This window comes from Variovorax atrisoli (assembly GCF_014195185.1).
Lineage (GTDB): Bacteria > Pseudomonadota > Gammaproteobacteria > Burkholderiales > Burkholderiaceae_C > Variovorax > Variovorax atrisoli.
In genome coordinates, this window is the sequence record NZ_JACIBG010000015.1 from 94980 (window position 1) to 113362 (window position 18383).

The following is an 18383-nucleotide window of genomic DNA, read 5'->3' on the forward strand; positions in this document are numbered from 1 at the left end:
GGGGGCAGTGTCCACGCGGGCAACCCGAATGCCGATGGAGTTCAGTCCGTGCGCCGGCGGTCGCTCAGGTAGGCCAGGACCAGCCTGACGAGCTCGGACCGCATCGCGGGAGCATCCAGGTCGCCGCGACGCGCCGCCGAGTGGACGGCCCCCTCGACCGCCGACGAGAGCATGCGGGCGGCGATGTCGGCGTCGGCGCTTTCTCTTTCTGCCGGCTCTCGGCTTTCCGCGACCAGGGCGCGGTAACGCCGCTGGTATTCCGCCTCGAACTCGGGATAGCTCGAACGCGCGGCCAGCGGCACTTCGTCGACGAGCACGCGATGCAGGGCCTGATCGACCGAATGGGCCGCGATGACGCCATCGACGAAGCGCTCCACGCGGCGCGGGAACGTGGCCGCGGGATCGCCCTCTTCGTCGCAACGGCCCAGCGCCGCGAGCACCTCGTCGAGGTGGCGCTGGCGTATCGCTTCGGCGATGGCCAGCTTGTCCGGGAAGTACTGGTAGAGCGAGCCGACGCTGACGCCCGCCACCGCCGCGATCTCGTTGGTGGTGAAGCGCGCCCATCCGCGGCGCGCCAGAACGCGAGTTGCGGCCTCGACGATCGCGTCCACCGTGACGCGCGAACGCTGCTGCCGGGGCGCTTTGCGCATGGTCCTGCGCTGTGGGGGAATGCGAGTACCCAAGTTCGAGGCTCCACTCAAGAATGGGAGCGCACGCAAAAGGCGTGCGTTCAACGTTCAACTGCCGAGGGGAGATTGTGATGAGTACGCAGACGCTTCTGGCTTCGCTGTTCAGCTACAAGGCCTGGGCCGACGAAGGCCTGCTGGCGGGCCTGGCCGATCTTGCGGCCAGCGGGCCTGCCGACGAATACCGCACGGCCGCACGGGTGTTCAACCACGCCTGCATCGTCGACCGGATCTTCGTCGCCAACGTGCAGCGGCTGCCGCACGGCCACACCGCGACGGGCGCACCCGAGCCGCCGCCACTGGAGACGCTGGCCGAGGCGGTGCGGGAAACCGACCGCTGGTACATCGACTACGTCGCACGCCTGGGCCCGCGCGAGCTCGAGGAGCGCATCGACTTCAGCTTCACCGACGGCGCAGCGGGCCGGATGTCGCGCGAGGAGATGCTGGCCCACGTGGCGACGCACGCGGGCTATCACCGGGGCGAGGTCGGCCGGATCCTGACCCGACTGACCGGCTCGTCGCCGCCGGACACCTTCACCGGATTCCTGCATCAGGCCGAACCCGCGCGCCGCGCACGCAACGCGTAGCGGCGGCGTCTTCCGGCGAAGCGCTTACTTGCCCTGTGCCGACTGCAGCACCGGGTTCTGCATGGTCGAGATGACCTTGCTGTTGACGCGCGAGCCGCTGGTCACGTTCTGGTCGGGCGCGGCGGCGGTGGCCATGGCTTCGCGGTAGACCTGCTCCGGGTCGCGGCTGGAGGTGAACGGGTCCGGGCCGCGCGAACCACGCGTCACGTTCTGGTTGGGCGCGTGGGCGGTGTCGACGGCCTGCTTGTACACGGCCTCGGGGTCGGCCGTGGAGGTGAACGGATCGGCACCGCGTGAGCCGCGGGTGACGTTCTGATCCTTGGCGTGGGCGGCGGCGATGGCTTCGGCTTCGACGGCTTCGCGGGTGCGCTGCTGGGCCTGGGCAGGCAAGGAAGCGAAGGCAAGCAGGGCGAGCGCGGCAGCGAGGGTGATCTGTGAGGTCTTCATGGCTGGTCTTTTCTGTGGGTTGTCTGTCGGTCCGTGAGAGGCTTGCCCGTGGATGCGGGAAAACCCTGAGCGAGGCTATTCAGCGCAAAAGGCAGATCGGTGACGCCCCCGCTGCGGCCCACGGCTCTTGCGCATGCCCTGCAACTTCTACGAACTTCTGTTAGCCACTGCAGCCGCGCACTCTCCCCTCCCACACGCGGCGACGGGGACAACCCCTTCGTGCTCGTCATCGGCCAGGGCGACGCGCAGATCGGCGTGTGCGTGATGGGCAAGGTGCGCGGGCGCGCCACCAACGGCCCGGAAGACGACCTGGGCTTCTTCTACGCCGGCATCGCGCCCGCGGTGAAGCACGGCGCGGCGCGCCGTGGCGTGGCGGTGACGCTCATCTGAAGACGCCGGGCCGGCAGACCGGTCACAGCCGGCTGCTACCCGCCGCACCTTGCTCCTTCGAATAATCCGGAAACGGCCCGCGCCCAGGTCCACCGCGCCGGGCGGGGCCGGGCCGGGCCGGGCCGGGCCGGGCTGGGCCGCATTCCAACCTCATCCGAAGGAGACAAACCACATGGCGCGCAAGATCCTGATGCTGTGCGGCGACTACGCCGAAGACTACGAAACCATGGTGCCCTTCCAAGCCCTGCTGGCCGTGGGCCACACGGTCCATGCGGTGGCGCCGGACAAGAAGGCCGGCGACTGGATCCACACCGCCGTCCACGACTTCGAGGGTGCGCAGACCTACAGCGAGAAGCCAGGGCACCGCTTCACGCTCAACGCCAACTTCGCCGACGTCCGTCCCGAGGCCTATGACGCGCTCGTCATCCCGGGGGGCCGCGCACCCGAGTACCTGCGCATGAACAGCCGCGTGGTCGAGATCGCGCGGCACTTCCTTGCCACCGACAAGCCGCTGGCGGCCGTGTGCCATGGCGCACAGCTGCTCGCAGCCACGGGGCTGCTCAAGGGCCGCAAGGTGTCGGCCTACCCGGCCTGCCAGGTGGAGGTGGAACTCGCGGGTGCCGAATACATGGGCATCCCGGTCGACCAGGCGGTGACCGACCGCAACCTGGTCACCGCGCCCGCATGGCCGGCGCATCCGGCATGGCTCGCGCAGTTCCTCGCGGTGCTGGGTACGCGCATCGCGCATTGAGCTCCGGGACGGGCGGACGGCGCTACAGTGCGGCGTCGCCCACCTTCCTTCGAGCAAAGGAGACAACCACCATGTGCGAGGTCTTCATCAGCGCCGATCCGCAGAGCTACGACGCGCGCACGCGCTCGGTGCGGCTGCACGGCGTGGTCACCAGCATCCGGCTGGAGAACCTGTTCTGGCAGGTGCTGGAAGAAATCGCGCGGCGCGACGGCATGGTCGTGGTGCAGCTCATCGAGCGGCTGTACGACGAGTTGGTGGCCGCGCGCGGCGAGGTCGGCAACTTCGCCTCGTTCCTTCGGGTGAGCGCCCTGCGCTACGAGGCGCTGCTGGCGCAGGGGCGCATTCCGGCGGACAACTCGGTGGCGATCCGCTCGCTCGACGCGAAGGCGGTGCTGCACGAGCTGCCCGAGGGCTGGGGCAGGCCGCTGCCTGAACAACGGCCGGCCGCCAAGGTACACACGCTGCGCGCGGCGGCGCGATGAGGCGACTGCGCCCGCCGCGTCAGTCCAGCGACACGTTCGCCTTGCGGATCACGTCGGTGAAGCGCCTGGTCTCGCTCGCCACGAACTCGTCGAACTGCGGGCGCGTGGTCGGGAAGGGCTCGTAGCCGAAGCTCTTGAACTTCTCCAGCACGTCGGGCTCGGCCAGGCCCTTCTCGATGTCGCGCTTGATCTTCTCGGTGACCGATGCGCTCAGGCCCTTGGGCACGGCGATGGCGTTCCAGCCGATGACCTCGAAGCCCTTCGGGCCGCCCGATTCGCCGACCGTCGGCACGTCGGGGAAGGCTGCCACGCGCTGCGGCGCGGCGGCTGCCAGGAAGCGCAGCTTGTTCGCGCGCTGCAGCGGGCCGGCGGTGGCGCTGCTGCCCAGCGCGAAGGCCAGTTCGCCCGTGGCCACCGAGGTGTAGAGCTGCGTGGTTTCCTTGTAGACGATGTGCTCCATCTGCGTGCCGGTGGCCGATTCGAAGAGCTCCGAGCCCAGGTGCACCGGGTTGCCCACTGACCACGAGCCGTAGTCCAGCTTGCCGGGGTTGGCCTTGGCGTCGGCGATCAGGTCGCCGATGGTCTTGTACTTGCTGTTGGTCGCGACGGTGAAGAAGAAGTAGGTCTTGAACAGCGGCAGCAGCGCGTCGAAGTCCTTGCTCGTGTCGTAGGGCAGCTTCTTGAAGAGCGCCGGGTATGCCGCAAGGTGCACGTTGTCGAGCACGATGATGTCGTGGCCGTCCTTCGCGCCGCGCTTGAAGGCATCGATGGCGATGAAGCCGTTGCCGCCGGGGCGGTTCTCGACCACCACGGGCTGGCCCCAGGCGCGAGAGAGCTTGTCGGCCACCAGGCGGGCCACGCCATCGGGGCCGCCGCCCACGGGGAACGGTGTGATGATGCGCACGGGCTTGGTGGGAAAGGCCTGCTGCGCGGACGCGGTCGCGGGCAACAGGGCTGCGGCGGCCAGCGCGAGCGCGGCAATGCCGGCGCCGCGGCGCGTAGTCTTCTTCGACGTGTGGTTCATCCTCTGATCCTTCTCTTTCATCCTCTTTGGTTAAAAAAATGCCATCGGGCCGCTGTTGCCGCGGCTGCCGATGGCTTGTCTTCTTGCTTCTCTGGTTGTTTTTTCGTTTCGCCGCGGTCCGGTCGTCAGACGCGTTCGAGGATCACCGCGATGCCCTGCCCCACGCCGACGCACATCGTGCAGAGCGCATAGCGGCCGCCGCCCTTGTGCAGCTGGTTCACGGCGGTGGTGGCAAGGCGCGCGCCGCTGGCGCCCAGCGGATGGCCCAGCGCAATGGCGCCGCCGTTGATGTTGACGCGCGCGTCGTCGTCCTTCAGGCCCAGCAGGCGCAGCACGGCGAGGCCCTGCGCGGCGAAGGCTTCGTTGAGTTCGATCACGTCGATCTGGTCGAGCTTCAGGCCGGTGAGCGCCAGCACCTTCTGCGTGGCGGGCGCGGGGCCGATGCCCATCACGCGCGGCGCGACGCCGGCGGTGGCCATGCCGACCACGCGGGCACGCGGCGTAAGGCCGTGCTTGGCGGCGCTGGCTTCGTCGGCCAGCAGCAGCGCGCAGGCGCCGTCGTTCACGCCGCTGGCATTGCCCGCGGTGACGGTGCCGTCGGGACGCACCACGCCCTTGAGCTTGGCCAGCGATTCGAGGCTGGTCTCGCGCGGATGCTCGTCCTTGTTGACGACGATGGGGTCGCCCTTCTTCTGCGGCACGGTCACGGGCACGATCTCGGCGTCGAAGAAGCCCGACTTCTGCGAAGCCACGGCGCGCAGCTGCGAGTTCAGCGCCATCAGGTCCTGCGCCTCGCGCTCGATCTTGTAGTCGGTGGCCACGTTCTCGGCCGTCTCGGGCATCGAGTCGACACCGTACTGCGCCTTCATGAGCTTGTTGACGAAGCGCCAGCCGATGGTGGTGTCGTACACCGCGTTGTTGCGGCTGAAGGCGCTCTCGGCCTTGGGCATGACGAAGGGCGCGCGGCTCATGCTCTCCACGCCGCCGGCGATCATGAGGCCGGCTTCACCGGCACGGATGGCACGCGCCGCGGTGCCCACGGCATCGAGGCCCGAGCCGCACAGGCGGTTGATGGTGGCGCCGCCGAGTTCGATCGGCAGGCCCGCCAGCAGCGCCGACATGCGCGCGACGTTGCGGTTGTCCTCGCCGGCCTGGTTGGCACATCCGTAGAGCACGTCGCTCACTGCCTGCCAGTCGACGTTCTTGTTGCGCTCCATCAGCGCCTTCAGCGGCACGGCGCCGAGGTCGTCGGTGCGAACGCTGCTGAGCGAGCCGCCGTAGCGGCCGAAGGGGGTGCGAACGGCGTCGCAGATGAAGGCTTGGTTGGTCATGGTGTGTCTCGCTTGGAAGTGAATCGAATTCGGATACCGGACGCAGAGAACGCGAAGGTCTCGCGAAAGGCGCAAAAGAAAACCCGGACCATTTTCCGAAGCTCCTTCGCGCCCCGCCCGGAAGTTCGCCTCAGGCGGCGATGGGCAGACCCACGAGCTTCTCGAGCTCTTCGCGGCTCAGGCCGTCGACGAGGTCGACGAGCTTCAGGCCCTGCGGCGTGCATTCGAGCGTGGCGAGGTCGGAGTACACGCGCTTGACGCAGCCGATGCCGGTCAGCGGATAGGTGCACTCCTTCACCAGCTTGCTCACGCCCTGCTTGGTGAGCAGGTCCATCATGACCCAGGTCTGCTTGGCACCGATGGCGAGGTCCATCGCGCCGCCGACGGCGGGAATCGCGTCCTTCTCGCCGGTGTGCCAGTTGGCGAGGTCGCCGGTGGCCGACACCTGGAAGGCGCCGAGCACGCAGATGTCGAGGTGGCCGCCGCGCATCATCGCGAAGCTGTCGGCGTGGTGGAAGAAGGAGCCGCCCGGCAGCAGCGTGACGGGCTGCTTGCCTGCGTTGATGAGGTCGTAGTCCTCCTCGCCGGCCTCGGGTGCGGGGCCCATGCCGAGGATGCCGTTCTCGCTCTGCAGGATGACTTCGCGGCCCTTGGGCAGGTGGTTGGCCACCAGCGTGGGCTGGCCGATGCCGAGGTTGACGACGGCGCCGTCGAAGATGTCCTGCGCCACGCGTGCGGCGAGCTGGTCCTTGGTGCGGCGTGTGTAGTTCGTGCTCATGGTCATGCTGCCTTCTTGAAGCCGCCGGCCTGGGTGGCCACGCGTTCGATGCGCACCACCTGGTGCACGAAGATGCCCGGGGTGACGATGGTCTCGGGGTCGAGGGTGCCGAGCTCGGCGATGTCGTGCACGGTGGCGATGGTCTTCTTCGCGGCCATGGCCATCACCGGGCCGAAGTTGCGTGCCGCCTTGCGGTAGACCAGGTTGCCCCAGCGGTCGCCGCGCTCCGCCTTGATGAGCGCCACGTCGCCGTGGATGGGGTACTCGAGCACGTACTGCTTGCCGTCGATCTCGCGGGTCTCGCGGTTGCCGGCCAGCTGCGTGCCGTAGCCCGTGGGGCAGAAGAAGGCGCCGATGCCGGCGCCCGCGGCGCGGATGCGCTCGGCCAGGTTGCCCTGGGGCACGAGTTCGAGCTCGATCTTGCCGCTGCGGTAGAGCCCGTCGAACACCTGGCTGTCGGCCTGGCGCGGGAAGCTGCAGATGATCTTGCGCACGCGGCCGGCCTTCAGCAGCGCCGCGAGGCCGGTCTCGCCGTTGCCCGCGTTGTTGTTGACGACCGTGAGGTCCTTGGCGCCCTGCTCGACGAGGCCGTCGATGAGCTCGTTGGGAATGCCGGCGGTGCCGAAACCACCGATGAGAACCGTGGCGCCGTCGGGGATGCCAGCGAGGGCATCGGCGACCGAGCGCGCGATCTTGTTGATCATGAAGCCTGTCTCCGGAAGTGAGGGAAGGGAACGAAGAAACGAATCCGCCTGAACGCGCCGACCGATTCTGCAAACCGCCGATTTGTTCGTCTAAAGAACATTTGTTCGTATAATGAATTCTAGAGAGGAAGGCGAACCATGGCAACCCACGCGTCACAACCCGAGACACCGGCCCCCGGCGACAGCTACGTGCAGTCCTTCGCGCGCGGGCTGCAGGTGATTCGCTCGTTCAGCGCCAATGCGCCGCACCAGACGCTCAGCGAGGTGGCCGCCGGCAGCGGGCTGACGCGCGCGGGCGCACGGCGCATCCTGCTCACGCTGCAGACGCTGGGCTACGTGGTGACCGACGGCAAGCTCTTCACGCTCACGCCGCGCATCCTCGACCTGGGCTTCGCGTATCTCTCATCGATGCCGATCTGGAACCGCGCCGAGCCGGTGATGGAGGCGCTGGTGCAGCAGGTGCAGGAGTCGTGCTCCGCCGCCGTGCTCGATGCCACCGACATCGTCTACGTGCTGCGGGTGCCGACCAAGAAGATCATGCACATCAACCTGGGCGTGGGCTCGCGCCTGCCGGCCTACTGCACCTCGCTGGGCCGGCTGCTGCTGGCGGACCTCGACGACGACGAGGTGCGCGCGCGGCTCGAAGCCTCGAACATCGAGGCGCTGACCCGGCACACGATCACCGATATCGACGCGCTCATGGCCAAGGTCGCGCAGGCGCGCAAGCAGCAGTGGTGCCTGGTGAACCAGGAACTCGAGGAGGGCCTGATCTCGGTGGCCGCGCCAGTCGTCGACAGGCAGGGCCGCATGGTGGCCGCGCTCAACATCAGCGGCCAGGCGAACCGCACCAGCGCGAAGGCGATGCAGGAGACCATGCTGCCCGCGCTGCGCGAAGCGGCGGACCGGGTCTCTCGGATGCTCTGATCGCGGCCGATCCGCACTGAACGAAAGCGAAAGGCAAACAGCGAAGGACGAAAGGCGAAAGGACATTCACGGACAGGTCACATCGGCTTCCTAGATTGCTCCCCTCACAACAACACCGGAGGATCCAATCGTGTCCAGTCGCCTCGTCCCGCTCAGCCTGCCGCGCCATATCGCAATTGCGGCCATTGCATCCGCAGTCCTCGCCGCATGCGGGGGTGGCGGCAACGGAAACGGCATCGTCCTTCCGCCCGTGGCGGGCACGCCCGCTCCAGCACCGGCGCCTGCGCCCGCGCCGGCACCCGCTCCCGCTGCCCAGCCGCCGCAGGATGCTTACGCGGGCCTGCCGCACAAGCTCACCGGCTGGGCCTCGCTGCCCGCCTCGTTCCGCCAGCCCGGGCCGACCACCGGCCAGTTCATCACCGCCGCGCTCGGCGTGACGCCGCCCTTCGTCGACGGCCAGCCGCTGCCCGGCTTTTCGGCGCTGCTGAAGAACGACGACGGCACCTGGACCGCCATGCCCGACAACGGCTACGGCAGCAAGGGCAACTCCGGCGACTTCGTGGTCGGCTTCTACAACGTGAGCATCGATTTCCGCACCGCGTCCAACGGCACGACGGTGCCCGGCACCGTGAAGGTCAACAGCCATGTCGCATTCAACGATGCGAAGGGCTTCCTGAAGGACGGCAAGGGCGTCGATTTGAAGATCACCGCCGACTTCGCCAACTACCAGACGGTCTCGGGCAACAACCTCGTCGACAGCGGCAAGCCGGTCGATCCGAGCATCGTCAGCGGCCGGCTGCTGACGGGCTTCGATCTCGACGTCGAGTCGATCGCCCGCGCGAAGGACGGCACGTACTTCGTGGGCGAGGAGTTCGGCCCCTACATCCTGCACTTCGACAAGGACGGCACGCTGATGAGCGACCCGGTGCCGCATCCCTTCCTGCGCAGCCCGTCCAACCCGCTGGTGATGAACGAGGGCGCCACCGCGACTTCGCTCTCCAGCCGCGGCTTCGAGAGCCTCGCCTTCAACGCCGACAAGACCCGCCTCTACGCGGTGCCCGAAGCGGCGCCTTCGCTGGCCTCGCTGCGCCCGGTGGCCGACGACGAGCGCTACCTGAACTTCTTCGAGTTCGATCCCGCCTCGATGCTCTACACCGGCAAGAATCCGGTCTACAGGAAGGACGGCCCCGCCAAGGACAACCAGATCGTCATCGGCGACATGACCAACATCGGCGGCAACAGGTTCGTGCTGATCGAGCGCGACAGCCTCTATGGCTCCAAGGCCGTGGTCAAGCGCCTCTACATGGTCGACCTCGACGTGAAGGACGCCGACGGCGTGCTCAAGAAGACGCTGCTGGTCGACCTGCTGAACATCTCCGACCCGGACGACATCGGCGGCCCGCTGGCCAACGTTGCGAACGGCAAGTTCAGCATGCCCTTCGACTCGATCGAAAGCGTCGAGGTGGTGGACGACTACACGCTCGCCGTCGCGATCGACACCAACTACCCGACGGAAGACAGCCGCGTGCCCGGCAAGCCGGACGACACGGAGATCATCACGATCCGCTTCGAGCAGCCGCTGTTCAAGCGCACCGCATCGAAGACCTGAGCGCGGGCGAGCGAAGCAGCGAACGACACCCCGGAAGGCATCAGCCTTCCGAGTGGATGCCCTTCATGATGATCACGCCGCCCAGGCGCGTGGTGTCGGCGCGCATGCGCTTGGCCAGCGTGTCGGGCGAGCCGGGCTGGGCCTGCCAGCCGGTCTTCAGCAGCGCCTGGCTCACGTCGGGCGAGCTGATGACTTCGACCAGCGCGGCATTGAGCCTGGCGACGGCCGCGGGCTTCATGTTCGCGGGCGCGGCCAGCGCGGTCCAGATCTCGAGGTCGGCGCCGCGCACGTCCGCGTCGCGGATGGTGGGCAGCTCGCCCGCCAGCGGGCTGCGCTCGGGCGAGGTCACGCCGATGGCCTTGATCTTTCCCGACTTGATGTGCGGCATCGCGAGGCCCGGCGGCAGCAGCGCCAGCTGGATCTCGTTGGCCAGCAGGCCCGCGATGACCTGCGGATTGCCGGTGTAGGGCTTGTGCTGCGCGGTGATGGCCGCGCGGCTCTTGATGAGCTCCATGCCCAGGTGGCCCACGGTGCCCACGCCCGGCGTGCCGTACTTGGCGCCGCTGCCGAGGTTGCGCACCCACAGCAGCTGCTCGGCCGCGGTCTTGCCGGTTGCGCTGCCCGAGACGGCCAGCACCAGCGGCGCGGTGCCGATCAGGCCGACCGGCGCGAAGTCCTTCTCGGGATCGAAGGGCAGCGAGGGATTGAGCAGCTTCGCGATCGTCAGGTTGCCGTTGATCAGCGCGCCGATGGTGTGGTCGTCGGTGGCCTTCGCCACCTGGTCGGCCACGGTGTTGCCGCTGGCGCCTGGCTTGTTCTCGACGACCACCGGCTGGCGCAGGATCTTCGACAGCGGCTCGGCGATGGCGCGCGCCGCGAGGTCGGGCGATGCGCCTGCAGGAAATCCCACGAGGATGTGCACGGGCTTGGTTGGCCAAGCCGCGTCGGCGGTGCCGCTGTTGCGTTGCTGTTGAGCCCACGAAGTCTTCGCAAGCAGCGAAGCGGCAATGGCTGCCGCGCCGCCTTCGAGCAGGCGGCGTTTGGTGATCGTCAAGATGACTCCAGAAGGATGAAGGGGACTGGAAGGGATGATTACATGGCGTTTACAACACGTTACAGGACGACGATGTTTTTAGCAAGTCCGAAGTGGCTTCCAGTCAGGGTCGATCACGTACAAGCGCACTCCCTTGTGGCAAGGTGCGAAGCAGCTTGCGCTGCGTGGGGAACAGCGACCAGCCCCAGCGCTGCTGCGCGAATCCCCACAACCCCTGCTTGAAGAACAGCGTGACGAGGATCGCGAGCAGCCCCAGACCCAGCAGGTACCAGGTGCCGTAGTCGCTCAGGAACTTGTTCAGCGCCCAGAAGATGAGCGCGCCCACCAGCGGCCCCTCGATGCGCCCGATGCCGCCGATGACCACCATGAAGATGGCGAAGGCCGTCCAGTTGACGCTGAAGGCCGCGTCGGGGCTGATGCGCAGGTTGCCCACGAAGTAAAGCGCCCCCGCGAGCCCCGCGCCGAAGGCCGCGACCACGTACACCGCGAGCTTCATGCGCGCCACCGGAATGCCCTGCGACTCTGCGGCCACCTCGTTGTCGCGTATCGCCAGCAGCGCCAGGCCTCGCTTGCTGCGCAGGAACAGGTACACCAGCACGATCGCCGCGACCACGCAGGCCAGCGCCATCCAGTAGGTGGTGCTCTCGCGCGTCGCCTTGTCGATGCCGCGCAGCGCGGTCAGCGTGGTGCCCGAGCCGCCGCCCACGGCCGACACGTTGGCGAAGCTCAGCCTGAACACCTCCGCGATGACCCATGTGCCGATGGCGAAGTAGCCGCCCGACAGCCGGAACGCGACGAAGGACACGGGCACCGCCACCAGCCCCGCGGCCAACGCGCCCAGCGGTATCGCCACGAAGGGGTTCACGCCCGCGAAGTTGCCGAGCATCAGCATCACGTAGCCGCCGAAGCCGAAGAAGGCCTGCTGTCCGATGCTCACCATGCCGCCGTAGCCGGCGAGCAGGTTCCACATCATCGCGAAGATGAAGTAGCAGGCGATCTCGACGAACTCGCGCATCCAGCTCGATTCGCCCCACAACGGCAGGCTGGCCGCGACGAGAACGATGGCGATGCCGGCGAACAGCGCCGCGCGGCTCGCGGCCGTTGCGCGTTCGACCGCGACGATGGAAGGAGGCATGTTGGTCATCCGCGCGTCCTGGGAAAAAGCCCCTGCGGCCGCAGCACCAGCACGGCGAGGAACACGATGTGCCCGAACCAGATACCCCAGCCCGGGTCCAGCCTGAAGCCGATCTGCTGCGTGACGCCGAGGATCATCGCGCCCGCCAGCGTGCCCCAGAAGGAGCCCATGCCGCCGATGATCACGGCCTCGAAGGCGAAGAGCAGCAGCAGCGGCCCGTCCGAAGGCGACACCGTCGTGCGCATGCCCTGCAGTGCGCCCGCGACGGCGATCAGCACGAAGGCGATGGCCGTCGCGAGCGCGTAGACCTTCTTCGCGTTCAGCCCCATCAGCTCGGCGATCTCGCGGTCGTCCGACACGGCGCGGAACGACCGCCCCAGCGCCGTGCGTGCGAAGAGCCACTGCAGAGCGCCCGTCGCAGCGAGCGCGACGGCCAGCACGACCAGCGGCAGCACACCCAGCGACATCGCGTCGCCCAGCGCGATGCCCTGCGTGCTGAGCCCGCCGGTCTCGATGGCGCGCGGATCGGCCGAGAACAGCTCGAGCAGCAGGTTCTGGATGACGATCGACAGGCCGAAGGTGACGACCAGCGAGGGCAGCGGGTCCTTGCCGAGCGTGCCGTTGAGCACGAAGCGCTGCAGCACGTAGCCGAAGCCGAAGGCCACCGGCAGCACCGCCAGCGCCACGAGCCACGGCGACTCGCCGCCCGTCAGCGACATGCCCGCGATGACCGCGAATGCACCGAGAACGATGAAGTCGCCCTGCGCCGTGTTGGTCAGCCGCATCACGCCGAACATCAGCGACTGGCCCAGCGCGAAGAGCGTGTAGAGGCCGCCCAGCAGCAGGCCCTGGACGAGCGTCTCAAGCATGGGCCGCCTCCGAGTCCTCGGAGAGGCCGAAGTAGGCCTGCGAGATCTGCTCGCGCGTGAGCTCGGCCGAACGCCCTTCGAGCGACACGCGGCCTTCCTGGAAGCAGTAGACGCGCTGCGAGACCTGCCGCGCCATGGTCACGTCCTGCTCGACGATGACAACCGTCATGCCCTCCGCGGTGATCGCCGGCATGGCGGCGTAGATCTCGCGGATGACGATGGGCGCGAGCCCCAGCGAGAGCTCGTCGCACAGCAGCACCTCGGGGTTGCTCATGAGCGCACGGCCGAGCGCGACCATCTGCTGCTGCCCGCCCGAAAGCGAGGTGCCCGGCTGGTTGCGCTTCTCGGCGAGGATGGGAAAGAGCGCATACAGCCGCTGCAGGTTCCACGGCCCCTTGCGCGACGGCGTGGCGCCCATCAGCAGGTTCTCCTCGACGCTGAGGCTCGGGAAGAGCCGTCGGCCCTCGGGCACCATGGCGAGCCCGCGGCGCACGATGTCGCCAGGCGGCAGGCCGCCGATGGGCTCGTCCTTGAAGCGGATCGCATCGAGCGGCGCGCGCACCAGGCCCGTGAGGCTCTTGAGGAAGGTCGACTTGCCCGCGCCGTTGGCGCCGATGATGGCCACCAGTTCGCCGCGCTCCAGCGAGAAGTCGATGCCGAAGAGAGCCTGCGCGTCGCCGTAGAAGGCCTTGAGGTCGCGGGTGGAGAGCAGGGTGTTCATGGTGTTTGCTCCCGCGGTTCCTGCCCCCTTCCCTTCTGGGGGAGGGTTGGGGCAGGAGCAAGCGGCGTCGGAATGTCGGCGCCCTTGCGCCCCCATTCCGGCCTTCCCCCAGAGGGGGAAGGAGCAATGCGAAGTCGATGCGTGCTCATGCTTCCATCCCCATGTACACCCGCCGCACCTCCGGATCGCTCATCACCGCGCGTGGCGCACCTTCCGCGAGCTTCTGGCCGAAGTTGATGACGAACAGCCGGTCCGCCAGCGACAGCAGCGCGTGCACCACGTGCTCGATCCAGATCATCGTCATGCCGCGCGCCTTGATGCGCTTGAGCTCGCCGACCAGCACAGCGGCCTCTGGTTCCGTGAGGCCGCCCGCGATCTCGTCGAGCAGCAGCAGCTTCGGCCGTGTCGCCAGCGCGCGCGCCAGCTCCAGCCGCTTACGGTCGAGCAGCGTGAGGCCGCCCGCAGGCTTGTTGGCATGCGCCATCAGGCCCGTCTGTTCCAGCACCTCCTGCGCGGTGTGCCAGGCCTCCCGCTCGTTCTGCTGCCCGCCGAAGCAGGCAGCGGTCACGAGGTTCTCGAACACGCTCATGTTGCCGAAGGGCTGCGGCACCTGGTAGCTGCGGCCGATGCCGGCGTGGCAGCGCTGGTGGGGCTTCAGCCGCGTCACATCGCGGCCGGCGTATTCCACGCGCCCGGCATCGACGCGCACGTCGCCCGAGATCAGGTTGAACAGCGTGGTCTTGCCCGCGCCGTTGGGCCCGAGGATGCCCAGCGTCTCGCCCTCGGCCACCGCCAGCGTGATGCCGTCGGTGACCTTGAGCGCGCCGTAGGACTTGCTCACGGCATGCAGTGCAAGCAGCGTCATGGCGTTCCCGCGTCAGAGCAGCCGCAGCTTGCCACCGGTGGGAATGTTGGTGGCCGCCTCGTTGTTCACGATGGTCAGCTCCACCTTGTACTTCTGGCCCTTGCCCCACTGGCCGAGCACCAGCGGCGTCTTGCTGACGTTCTTGAACGGCCCCTGGCCGCCCCACTTCACCGGGCCGACCACCGAGTTGATCGAGGTCGATGCGACCGCGTCGCGCACGTCCGAAGCCTTCAGCGACCTGGCGCGCCCCAGCGCATTCGCCGCCACCTCGAAGAGCGCATGCGCAAAGCCGATGGGCTGCGTCCACTGCTTCCTCGTGCCGGCCTCGTAGGCTTCGGCCAGCGCCTTCGCGCTCTGCTGCGTGAGGCTCGATGTGAACGGATGCGCAGGGCTCCACCACACCTCGGTGGAAAGACCGTCGCCCAGGTCGCCCAGCGCCTCGATCGCTCCGGGGAACAGCAGCGCCTTGCCCAGCGTGATGACCTTGGGCTTGAAGCCCTGCTGCCGCGCCTGCGTGAGGAAGGTCTTTGCGTCCGGCGGAATCACCACGCCGGTGACGATCTCCACGCCGTCTCTTTTGAAGGCCGCGATCTGCGCGCTGAAGTCCTGCGTGCCGTTCTGGAAGCGGCCCGGGTCGGTGAGCGTGAAGCCCATCTGCGAGAGCGGCTTCGGAAAGCCCAGCTCCTTGTCGCCCCACGCGTTGCCGTCGCCGTCGTTGGGGAAGAGCCCGCCGACCTTCTTGTTGGTGGCGAGCGTCTTCCAGCCGTTGGTGAAGTTGGCGATGACGTCCTCCAGGCCCCAGAACATGTGGTACGTCCAGTTGAAGCCCTTGGCCGGATCGCCCTTGCGTCCGAAGAACCACGGCTGCCACGGCACCACGCTGGAGACGCAGGGCACCTCGTTGAGCTCGCAGGCGTCGCTCACCGGGTTGGCGGTCTCGGGCGTGCCCGCGGTGAGCACCAGCGCCACCTTGTCCTTCAGGATCAGGTCGTTCGCCACCTCGCCCGCGCGGTTGGGGTTCGACTGGCTGTCCTTCAGCACGATCTGCACCGCGTACTTCTTTCCGCCGACGGTCAGGCCGTCCTTGAAGGCCGCCTTCATCTGGTCGATGACCCACTTGTCGGCCTCGCCGAAGGGCGCGAGCGGCCCGGTCTGCGGCGACACGTAGCCGATCTTCAGCGTGTCGGCAGCGAACACCAGCGGTGCCGCGCCCGATGCCACCAGCGCGGCCGTGGCCTGCGTGAACTGCCTGCGATTGATTGCCATGGTTGTCTCCTTCTGTTGTCCTGTTGCCGGACTCTGCGTCGCTCTCACTGCTACTCCAGGCTCAGCTGGCGCTCGCGCACCAGCCGGGCCCACTTGTCCTGCTCGGTGCGCAGCACCGCCGCAAACTGCTCGGGCGTGCCGGCGATGCCCGTCAGGCCCTGCTCCTGCAGGCGGGCGGCGAAGGCGGGGTCGGCAACGATCTTCTTCACCTCGGCCTGGAGCCGGTCGACCACGGGGCGCGGCGTGCCCGCAGGCGCCAGCAGGCCGACCCATGAATTGACTTCGAAGCCTGGATAGCCGCTCTCGGCGATGGTGGGCGTGTCGGGGTAGGCGGCCGCGCGCTGCAGGCCGGTCTGGGCCAGTGCGCGCAGGCGGCCCGACTTGACGTGCGGCTGCGCCAGGACGGCGGAGAGGAACATCATCTCGACCTGCCCGCCGAGCAGGTCCTGCTGCGCCGGGCCGCCGCCGCGATAGGGAATGTGCGTGACGAAGGTGCCGCTCACCGCCTTGAAGTATTCGGCCGTGAGATGGTTGCTCGACCCTGGCCCGACGCTCGCGTAGTTGAGGCGCCCGGGCTGCGACTTGAGCAGGCTCACGAAGCTCCTGAGGTCGCGCGCATCGACCTTCGGGTTGACCAGCAGCACCAGCGGATTGCTGACGATCTGCGTCACCGGTTGCAGGTCGCGCGCGAAGTCGAAGCTCAGCTTCGGGTAGACCAGCGGATAGGTGGCGTAGCTGTCGAACACCATCAGCAGCGTGTGTCCGTCGGGTGCGGCCTTGGCCACTTCGGCCGCTGCCAGGGTGCCTCGGGCGCCGCCGCGGTTGTCTACGATCACCGGCTGGCCGAGCGCGGCCTGCAGGCGCGGCTGGAGCTGCCGCGCCACCGTGTCGACGATGCCGCCGGGCGGGAAGCCGATGACGACGCGCACCGGCTTCACGGGCCAGGTCTGCGCGGCGGCGGGCGCAGCGGCGGCGAACAGCGCACCGGCAGCGGCGAGGCTCGCGATGAAGCGGGCGGTGATCGAATGCATCTCTCGTGTCTCCTCGTTCTTTCTCTTGCTCTTCTCTGCTCGTCTCGATGTCCCGCTTCGTCAGCGCACGAAGTGCGGCGGTATCTGCGCGTCGATGTTCACCCACACACTCTTGACCTGCGTGTACTCGCGCATCGCGTCGAAGCCCATCTCGCGGCCGTAGCCGCTCTGGCCGACGCCGCCGAAGGGCGAGCCGGGGTTCACGCGCTTGTAGCTGTTGATCCAGACCATGCCGGCGTGCAGGTCGCGAGCCACCTTGTGGGCGCGCTGCAGGTCGCGGGTCCACAGGCCGCTGCCGAGGCCGTAGTCGGTGCCGTTGGCGATCTGCATCGCCTCTTCATCGGACTTGAAGGTGAGCACGGTGACGAAGGGGCCGAACACCTCTTCCTGCGCGACGCGGTCCTTGTACGACCGGGCGCGCATCACCGTCGGTTCGACGTAGCAGCCTTTCGCCAGTTCGCCGCCGGGCGACTTGCCGCCCGCGAGCAGCTCGCCGCCCTCGCCCTGCGCCACGTCGACGTAGCCCAGCACGCGCTCGCGGTGCTGCGCGCTGGTGAGCGGGCCCATCTCCGTCGCGTCGTCGAGCGGATTGCCCAGGCGGATCGACTTCGCGAGCGGGATGAACTGCGCGAGGAATTCGTCGGCGATCCTCTCGTGCAGCATCAGCCGCGAGCCCGCGATGCAGGCCTGCCCCTGGTTGTGGAAGATGGCCCAAGCGCTGCCGTTGACGGCCGCCTGCAGGTTCGCGTCCTCGAACACGATGTTCGGTCCCTTGCCGCCGAGTTCGAGCTGCACCTTCTTCAGGTTGCCCGCGCTGGCCTGCACGATGCGCCGGCCGGTGGCGGTGCTTCCGGTGAAGGCGATCTTCGCGATCTCCGGGTGCTCGGCGATGTACTGCCCCGCCACGCTGCCCAGGCCCGGCAGCATGTTGACCACGCCGGGCGGCAGGCCGGCCTCGGCCATCAGCTCGGCGATGCGAAGCGAGCTCAGCGGCGTGATCTCGGCCGGCTTCATCACGATGCAGTTGCCGGCCGCGAGCGCGGGCGCCATCTTCCAGCTGGTGAACATCAGCGGGAAGTTCCACGGCACCACCTGGCCGACGATGCCGACGGGCTCGCGCAGCGTGTAGTTGAGGAAGCCCTCTTCCACCGGGATGGTCTCGCCCTGGAACTTGTCGGCCATGCCTCCGAAGTAGCGGAAGCACGCCGCGGTGCGCGGCACGTCGAGCCGGCGCGAGTCGCGGATCGGATGGCCCGTGTCCAGCGATTCGAGCCGCGCAAGCTCCTCGGCGTTGGCCTCGATGAGATCGGCGAGCTTCAGCAGGATGCGGCCGCGGTCGGCGGCGGCCATGCGGCTCCACTTCGGAAAGGCGCGCTTCGCAGCGGCCACGGCCTTGTCGACGTCGGCCTTGCCGGCGAGCGCCACCTCGACGATGGGCGTGTTGTCGTGCGGGTTCAGCGTGGCGAGGGTCTCGCCGGACTCGGCGTCGACGAAGCGGCCGTCGATGAAGAGCTGGTGGCGGATGGAAGAAATAGGCATGAGCGTTCCTCTCCCTCCCCCGCTGGGGGAGGGTTGGGGTGGGGGCTTCTTCAAGGAGGGCGCGGGCTCGAAGAGGGGGGGGCCCCCCCCCCCCCCCCCCCCCCCGGGCCCCGCGCGCCGGAAAGGAACAAAAAACCCCGAGCGGGCGGGCCCCGGAGCGGGGCAGGACAAACACCCCACCCGCGCGCAC

At 68.3% G+C, this 18383-nt stretch carries 20 protein-coding genes; 6 read left to right on the forward strand and 14 right to left on the reverse strand.

Going from position 1 to position 18383, the window contains the following annotated elements; translation table 11 throughout:
* Positions 1 to 41: 41 nt before the first annotated feature.
* Positions 42 to 650 carry a TetR/AcrR family transcriptional regulator gene (locus FHY06_RS33555; RefSeq protein WP_019656166.1) on the reverse strand — a complete coding sequence of 203 codons (609 nt, stop codon included), beginning with the start codon at positions 648 to 650 and terminating at the stop codon, positions 42 to 44.
* A gap of 110 nt (positions 651 to 760) precedes the next feature.
* Between FHY06_RS33555 and FHY06_RS33560 the strand changes: the two genes are divergently transcribed.
* On the forward strand, positions 761 to 1273 hold the full coding sequence (locus FHY06_RS33560) for a DinB family protein (RefSeq protein ID WP_184607584.1): 513 nt from the start codon (positions 761 to 763) through the stop codon (positions 1271 to 1273).
* 24 nt (positions 1274 to 1297) lie between these two features.
* On the opposite strand, the gene FHY06_RS33565 is transcribed toward FHY06_RS33560, so the two are convergent.
* Positions 1298 to 1720: a hypothetical protein gene (locus FHY06_RS33565; RefSeq protein ID WP_019656168.1), complete on the reverse strand. Its 423-nt coding sequence runs from the start codon at positions 1718 to 1720 to the stop codon at positions 1298 to 1300.
* Positions 1721 to 1939: 219 nt separating this feature from the next.
* Between FHY06_RS33565 and FHY06_RS33570 the strand changes: the two genes are divergently transcribed.
* The 3 genes from FHY06_RS33570 to FHY06_RS33580 all read left to right on the forward strand — a co-directional run bounded on the left by FHY06_RS33570 (position 1940) and on the right by FHY06_RS33580 (position 3343).
* Positions 1940 to 2110 carry a hypothetical protein gene (locus FHY06_RS33570; protein WP_019656169.1) on the forward strand — a complete coding sequence of 57 codons (171 nt, stop codon included), beginning with the start codon at positions 1940 to 1942 and terminating at the stop codon, positions 2108 to 2110.
* Between the two features lie 172 nt (positions 2111 to 2282).
* The gene (locus FHY06_RS33575; protein WP_126184606.1) at positions 2283 to 2861 is read left to right on the forward strand and encodes a DJ-1/PfpI family protein; all 579 of its coding nucleotides are present in this window, start codon (positions 2283 to 2285) and stop codon (positions 2859 to 2861) included.
* Positions 2862 to 2932: 71 nt separating this feature from the next.
* Positions 2933 to 3343: a ribbon-helix-helix domain-containing protein gene (locus FHY06_RS33580; RefSeq protein ID WP_126184607.1), complete on the forward strand. Its 411-nt coding sequence runs from the start codon at positions 2933 to 2935 to the stop codon at positions 3341 to 3343.
* Between the two features lie 19 nt (positions 3344 to 3362).
* Here FHY06_RS33580 and FHY06_RS33585 read toward each other — a convergent pair whose 3' ends face one another.
* From FHY06_RS33585 to FHY06_RS33600, 4 genes are all read right to left on the reverse strand, one after another.
* Entirely contained in the window at positions 3363 to 4367 is a 1005-nt protein-coding gene (locus FHY06_RS33585; protein WP_184607585.1) for a Bug family tripartite tricarboxylate transporter substrate binding protein, read from the reverse strand.
* Positions 4368 to 4492: 125 nt separating this feature from the next.
* Positions 4493 to 5698: a 3-oxoadipyl-CoA thiolase gene (gene pcaF / locus FHY06_RS33590; RefSeq protein ID WP_184607586.1), complete on the reverse strand. Its 1206-nt coding sequence runs from the start codon at positions 5696 to 5698 to the stop codon at positions 4493 to 4495.
* A gap of 130 nt (positions 5699 to 5828) precedes the next feature.
* Positions 5829 to 6482 (reverse strand): 3-oxoacid CoA-transferase subunit B, encoded by a 654-nt coding sequence (locus FHY06_RS33595; protein ID WP_019656174.1) that lies wholly within the window; start codon positions 6480 to 6482, stop codon positions 5829 to 5831.
* The gene (locus FHY06_RS33600; RefSeq protein ID WP_019656175.1) at positions 6479 to 7180 is read right to left on the reverse strand and encodes a 3-oxoacid CoA-transferase subunit A; all 702 of its coding nucleotides are present in this window, start codon (positions 7178 to 7180) and stop codon (positions 6479 to 6481) included. The genes FHY06_RS33595 and FHY06_RS33600 overlap by 4 nt, the downstream gene beginning before the upstream one ends.
* A gap of 138 nt (positions 7181 to 7318) precedes the next feature.
* Here FHY06_RS33600 and FHY06_RS33605 point away from each other — a divergent pair, with 138 nt between their 5' ends.
* The gene (locus FHY06_RS33605) at positions 7319 to 8104 is read left to right on the forward strand and encodes an IclR family transcriptional regulator domain-containing protein (RefSeq protein WP_019656176.1); all 786 of its coding nucleotides are present in this window, start codon (positions 7319 to 7321) and stop codon (positions 8102 to 8104) included.
* A 130-nt stretch (positions 8105 to 8234) separates the two neighbouring features.
* Positions 8235 to 9713: an esterase-like activity of phytase family protein gene (locus FHY06_RS33610; RefSeq protein ID WP_184607587.1), complete on the forward strand. Its 1479-nt coding sequence runs from the start codon at positions 8235 to 8237 to the stop codon at positions 9711 to 9713.
* 40 nt (positions 9714 to 9753) lie between these two features.
* On the opposite strand, the gene FHY06_RS33615 is transcribed toward FHY06_RS33610, so the two are convergent.
* The 8 genes from FHY06_RS33615 to FHY06_RS33650 all read right to left on the reverse strand — a co-directional run bounded on the left by FHY06_RS33615 (position 9754) and on the right by FHY06_RS33650 (position 18178).
* Entirely contained in the window at positions 9754 to 10767 is a 1014-nt protein-coding gene (locus FHY06_RS33615; RefSeq protein ID WP_019656178.1) for a Bug family tripartite tricarboxylate transporter substrate binding protein, read from the reverse strand.
* Positions 10768 to 10870: 103 nt separating this feature from the next.
* On the reverse strand, positions 10871 to 11911 hold the full coding sequence (locus FHY06_RS33620) for a branched-chain amino acid ABC transporter permease (protein ID WP_184607588.1): 1041 nt from the start codon (positions 11909 to 11911) through the stop codon (positions 10871 to 10873).
* Positions 11908 to 12771 carry a branched-chain amino acid ABC transporter permease gene (locus tag FHY06_RS33625; RefSeq protein ID WP_126184610.1) on the reverse strand — a complete coding sequence of 288 codons (864 nt, stop codon included), beginning with the start codon at positions 12769 to 12771 and terminating at the stop codon, positions 11908 to 11910. Before FHY06_RS33625 ends, FHY06_RS33620 begins: the two co-directional genes overlap by 4 nt.
* The gene (locus tag FHY06_RS33630) at positions 12764 to 13492 is read right to left on the reverse strand and encodes an ABC transporter ATP-binding protein (protein WP_184607589.1); all 729 of its coding nucleotides are present in this window, start codon (positions 13490 to 13492) and stop codon (positions 12764 to 12766) included. The genes FHY06_RS33625 and FHY06_RS33630 overlap by 8 nt, the downstream gene beginning before the upstream one ends.
* A 145-nt stretch (positions 13493 to 13637) precedes the next feature.
* Positions 13638 to 14357 carry an ABC transporter ATP-binding protein gene (locus FHY06_RS33635; RefSeq protein WP_019656182.1) on the reverse strand — a complete coding sequence of 240 codons (720 nt, stop codon included), beginning with the start codon at positions 14355 to 14357 and terminating at the stop codon, positions 13638 to 13640.
* A 12-nt stretch (positions 14358 to 14369) separates the two neighbouring features.
* Entirely contained in the window at positions 14370 to 15623 is a 1254-nt protein-coding gene (locus tag FHY06_RS33640) for an ABC transporter substrate-binding protein (protein WP_184607590.1), read from the reverse strand.
* Positions 15624 to 15673: 50 nt separating this feature from the next.
* A complete protein-coding gene (locus tag FHY06_RS33645) occupies positions 15674 to 16654 on the reverse strand; it encodes a tripartite tricarboxylate transporter substrate binding protein (protein ID WP_019656184.1) in 981 nt (326 codons plus the stop codon).
* Between the two features lie 60 nt (positions 16655 to 16714).
* Positions 16715 to 18178 carry an aldehyde dehydrogenase family protein gene (locus tag FHY06_RS33650; RefSeq protein ID WP_026346538.1) on the reverse strand — a complete coding sequence of 488 codons (1464 nt, stop codon included), beginning with the start codon at positions 18176 to 18178 and terminating at the stop codon, positions 16715 to 16717.
* Positions 18179 to 18383: the final 205 nt, after the last annotated feature.

Excerpts from the sequence above, each read along its gene's own strand:
- FHY06_RS33555 (WP_019656166.1), bottom strand. The coding sequence starts at position 650 with ATGCGCAAAGCGCCCCGGCAGCAGCGTTCGCGCGTCACGGTGGACGCG.
- FHY06_RS33560 (WP_184607584.1), top strand. The coding sequence starts at position 761 with ATGAGTACGCAGACGCTTCTGGCTTCGCTGTTCAGCTACAAGGCCTGG.
- FHY06_RS33565 (WP_019656168.1), bottom strand. The coding sequence starts at position 1,720 with ATGAAGACCTCACAGATCACCCTCGCTGCCGCGCTCGCCCTGCTTGCC.
- FHY06_RS33575 (WP_126184606.1), top strand. The coding sequence starts at position 2,283 with ATGGCGCGCAAGATCCTGATGCTGTGCGGCGACTACGCCGAAGACTAC.
- FHY06_RS33580 (WP_126184607.1), top strand. The coding sequence starts at position 2,933 with ATGTGCGAGGTCTTCATCAGCGCCGATCCGCAGAGCTACGACGCGCGC.
- FHY06_RS33585 (WP_184607585.1), bottom strand. The coding sequence starts at position 4,367 with ATGAACCACACGTCGAAGAAGACTACGCGCCGCGGCGCCGGCATTGCC.
- pcaF (WP_184607586.1), bottom strand. The coding sequence starts at position 5,698 with ATGACCAACCAAGCCTTCATCTGCGACGCCGTTCGCACCCCCTTCGGC.
- FHY06_RS33595 (WP_019656174.1), bottom strand. The coding sequence starts at position 6,482 with ATGACCATGAGCACGAACTACACACGCCGCACCAAGGACCAGCTCGCC.
- FHY06_RS33600 (WP_019656175.1), bottom strand. The coding sequence starts at position 7,180 with ATGATCAACAAGATCGCGCGCTCGGTCGCCGATGCCCTCGCTGGCATC.
- FHY06_RS33605 (WP_019656176.1), top strand. The coding sequence starts at position 7,319 with ATGGCAACCCACGCGTCACAACCCGAGACACCGGCCCCCGGCGACAGC.
- FHY06_RS33620 (WP_184607588.1), bottom strand. The coding sequence starts at position 11,911 with ATGACCAACATGCCTCCTTCCATCGTCGCGGTCGAACGCGCAACGGCC.
- FHY06_RS33625 (WP_126184610.1), bottom strand. The coding sequence starts at position 12,771 with ATGCTTGAGACGCTCGTCCAGGGCCTGCTGCTGGGCGGCCTCTACACG.
- FHY06_RS33630 (WP_184607589.1), bottom strand. The coding sequence starts at position 13,492 with ATGAACACCCTGCTCTCCACCCGCGACCTCAAGGCCTTCTACGGCGAC.
- FHY06_RS33635 (WP_019656182.1), bottom strand. The coding sequence starts at position 14,357 with ATGACGCTGCTTGCACTGCATGCCGTGAGCAAGTCCTACGGCGCGCTC.
- FHY06_RS33640 (WP_184607590.1), bottom strand. The coding sequence starts at position 15,623 with ATGGCAATCAATCGCAGGCAGTTCACGCAGGCCACGGCCGCGCTGGTG.
- FHY06_RS33645 (WP_019656184.1), bottom strand. The coding sequence starts at position 16,654 with ATGCATTCGATCACCGCCCGCTTCATCGCGAGCCTCGCCGCTGCCGGT.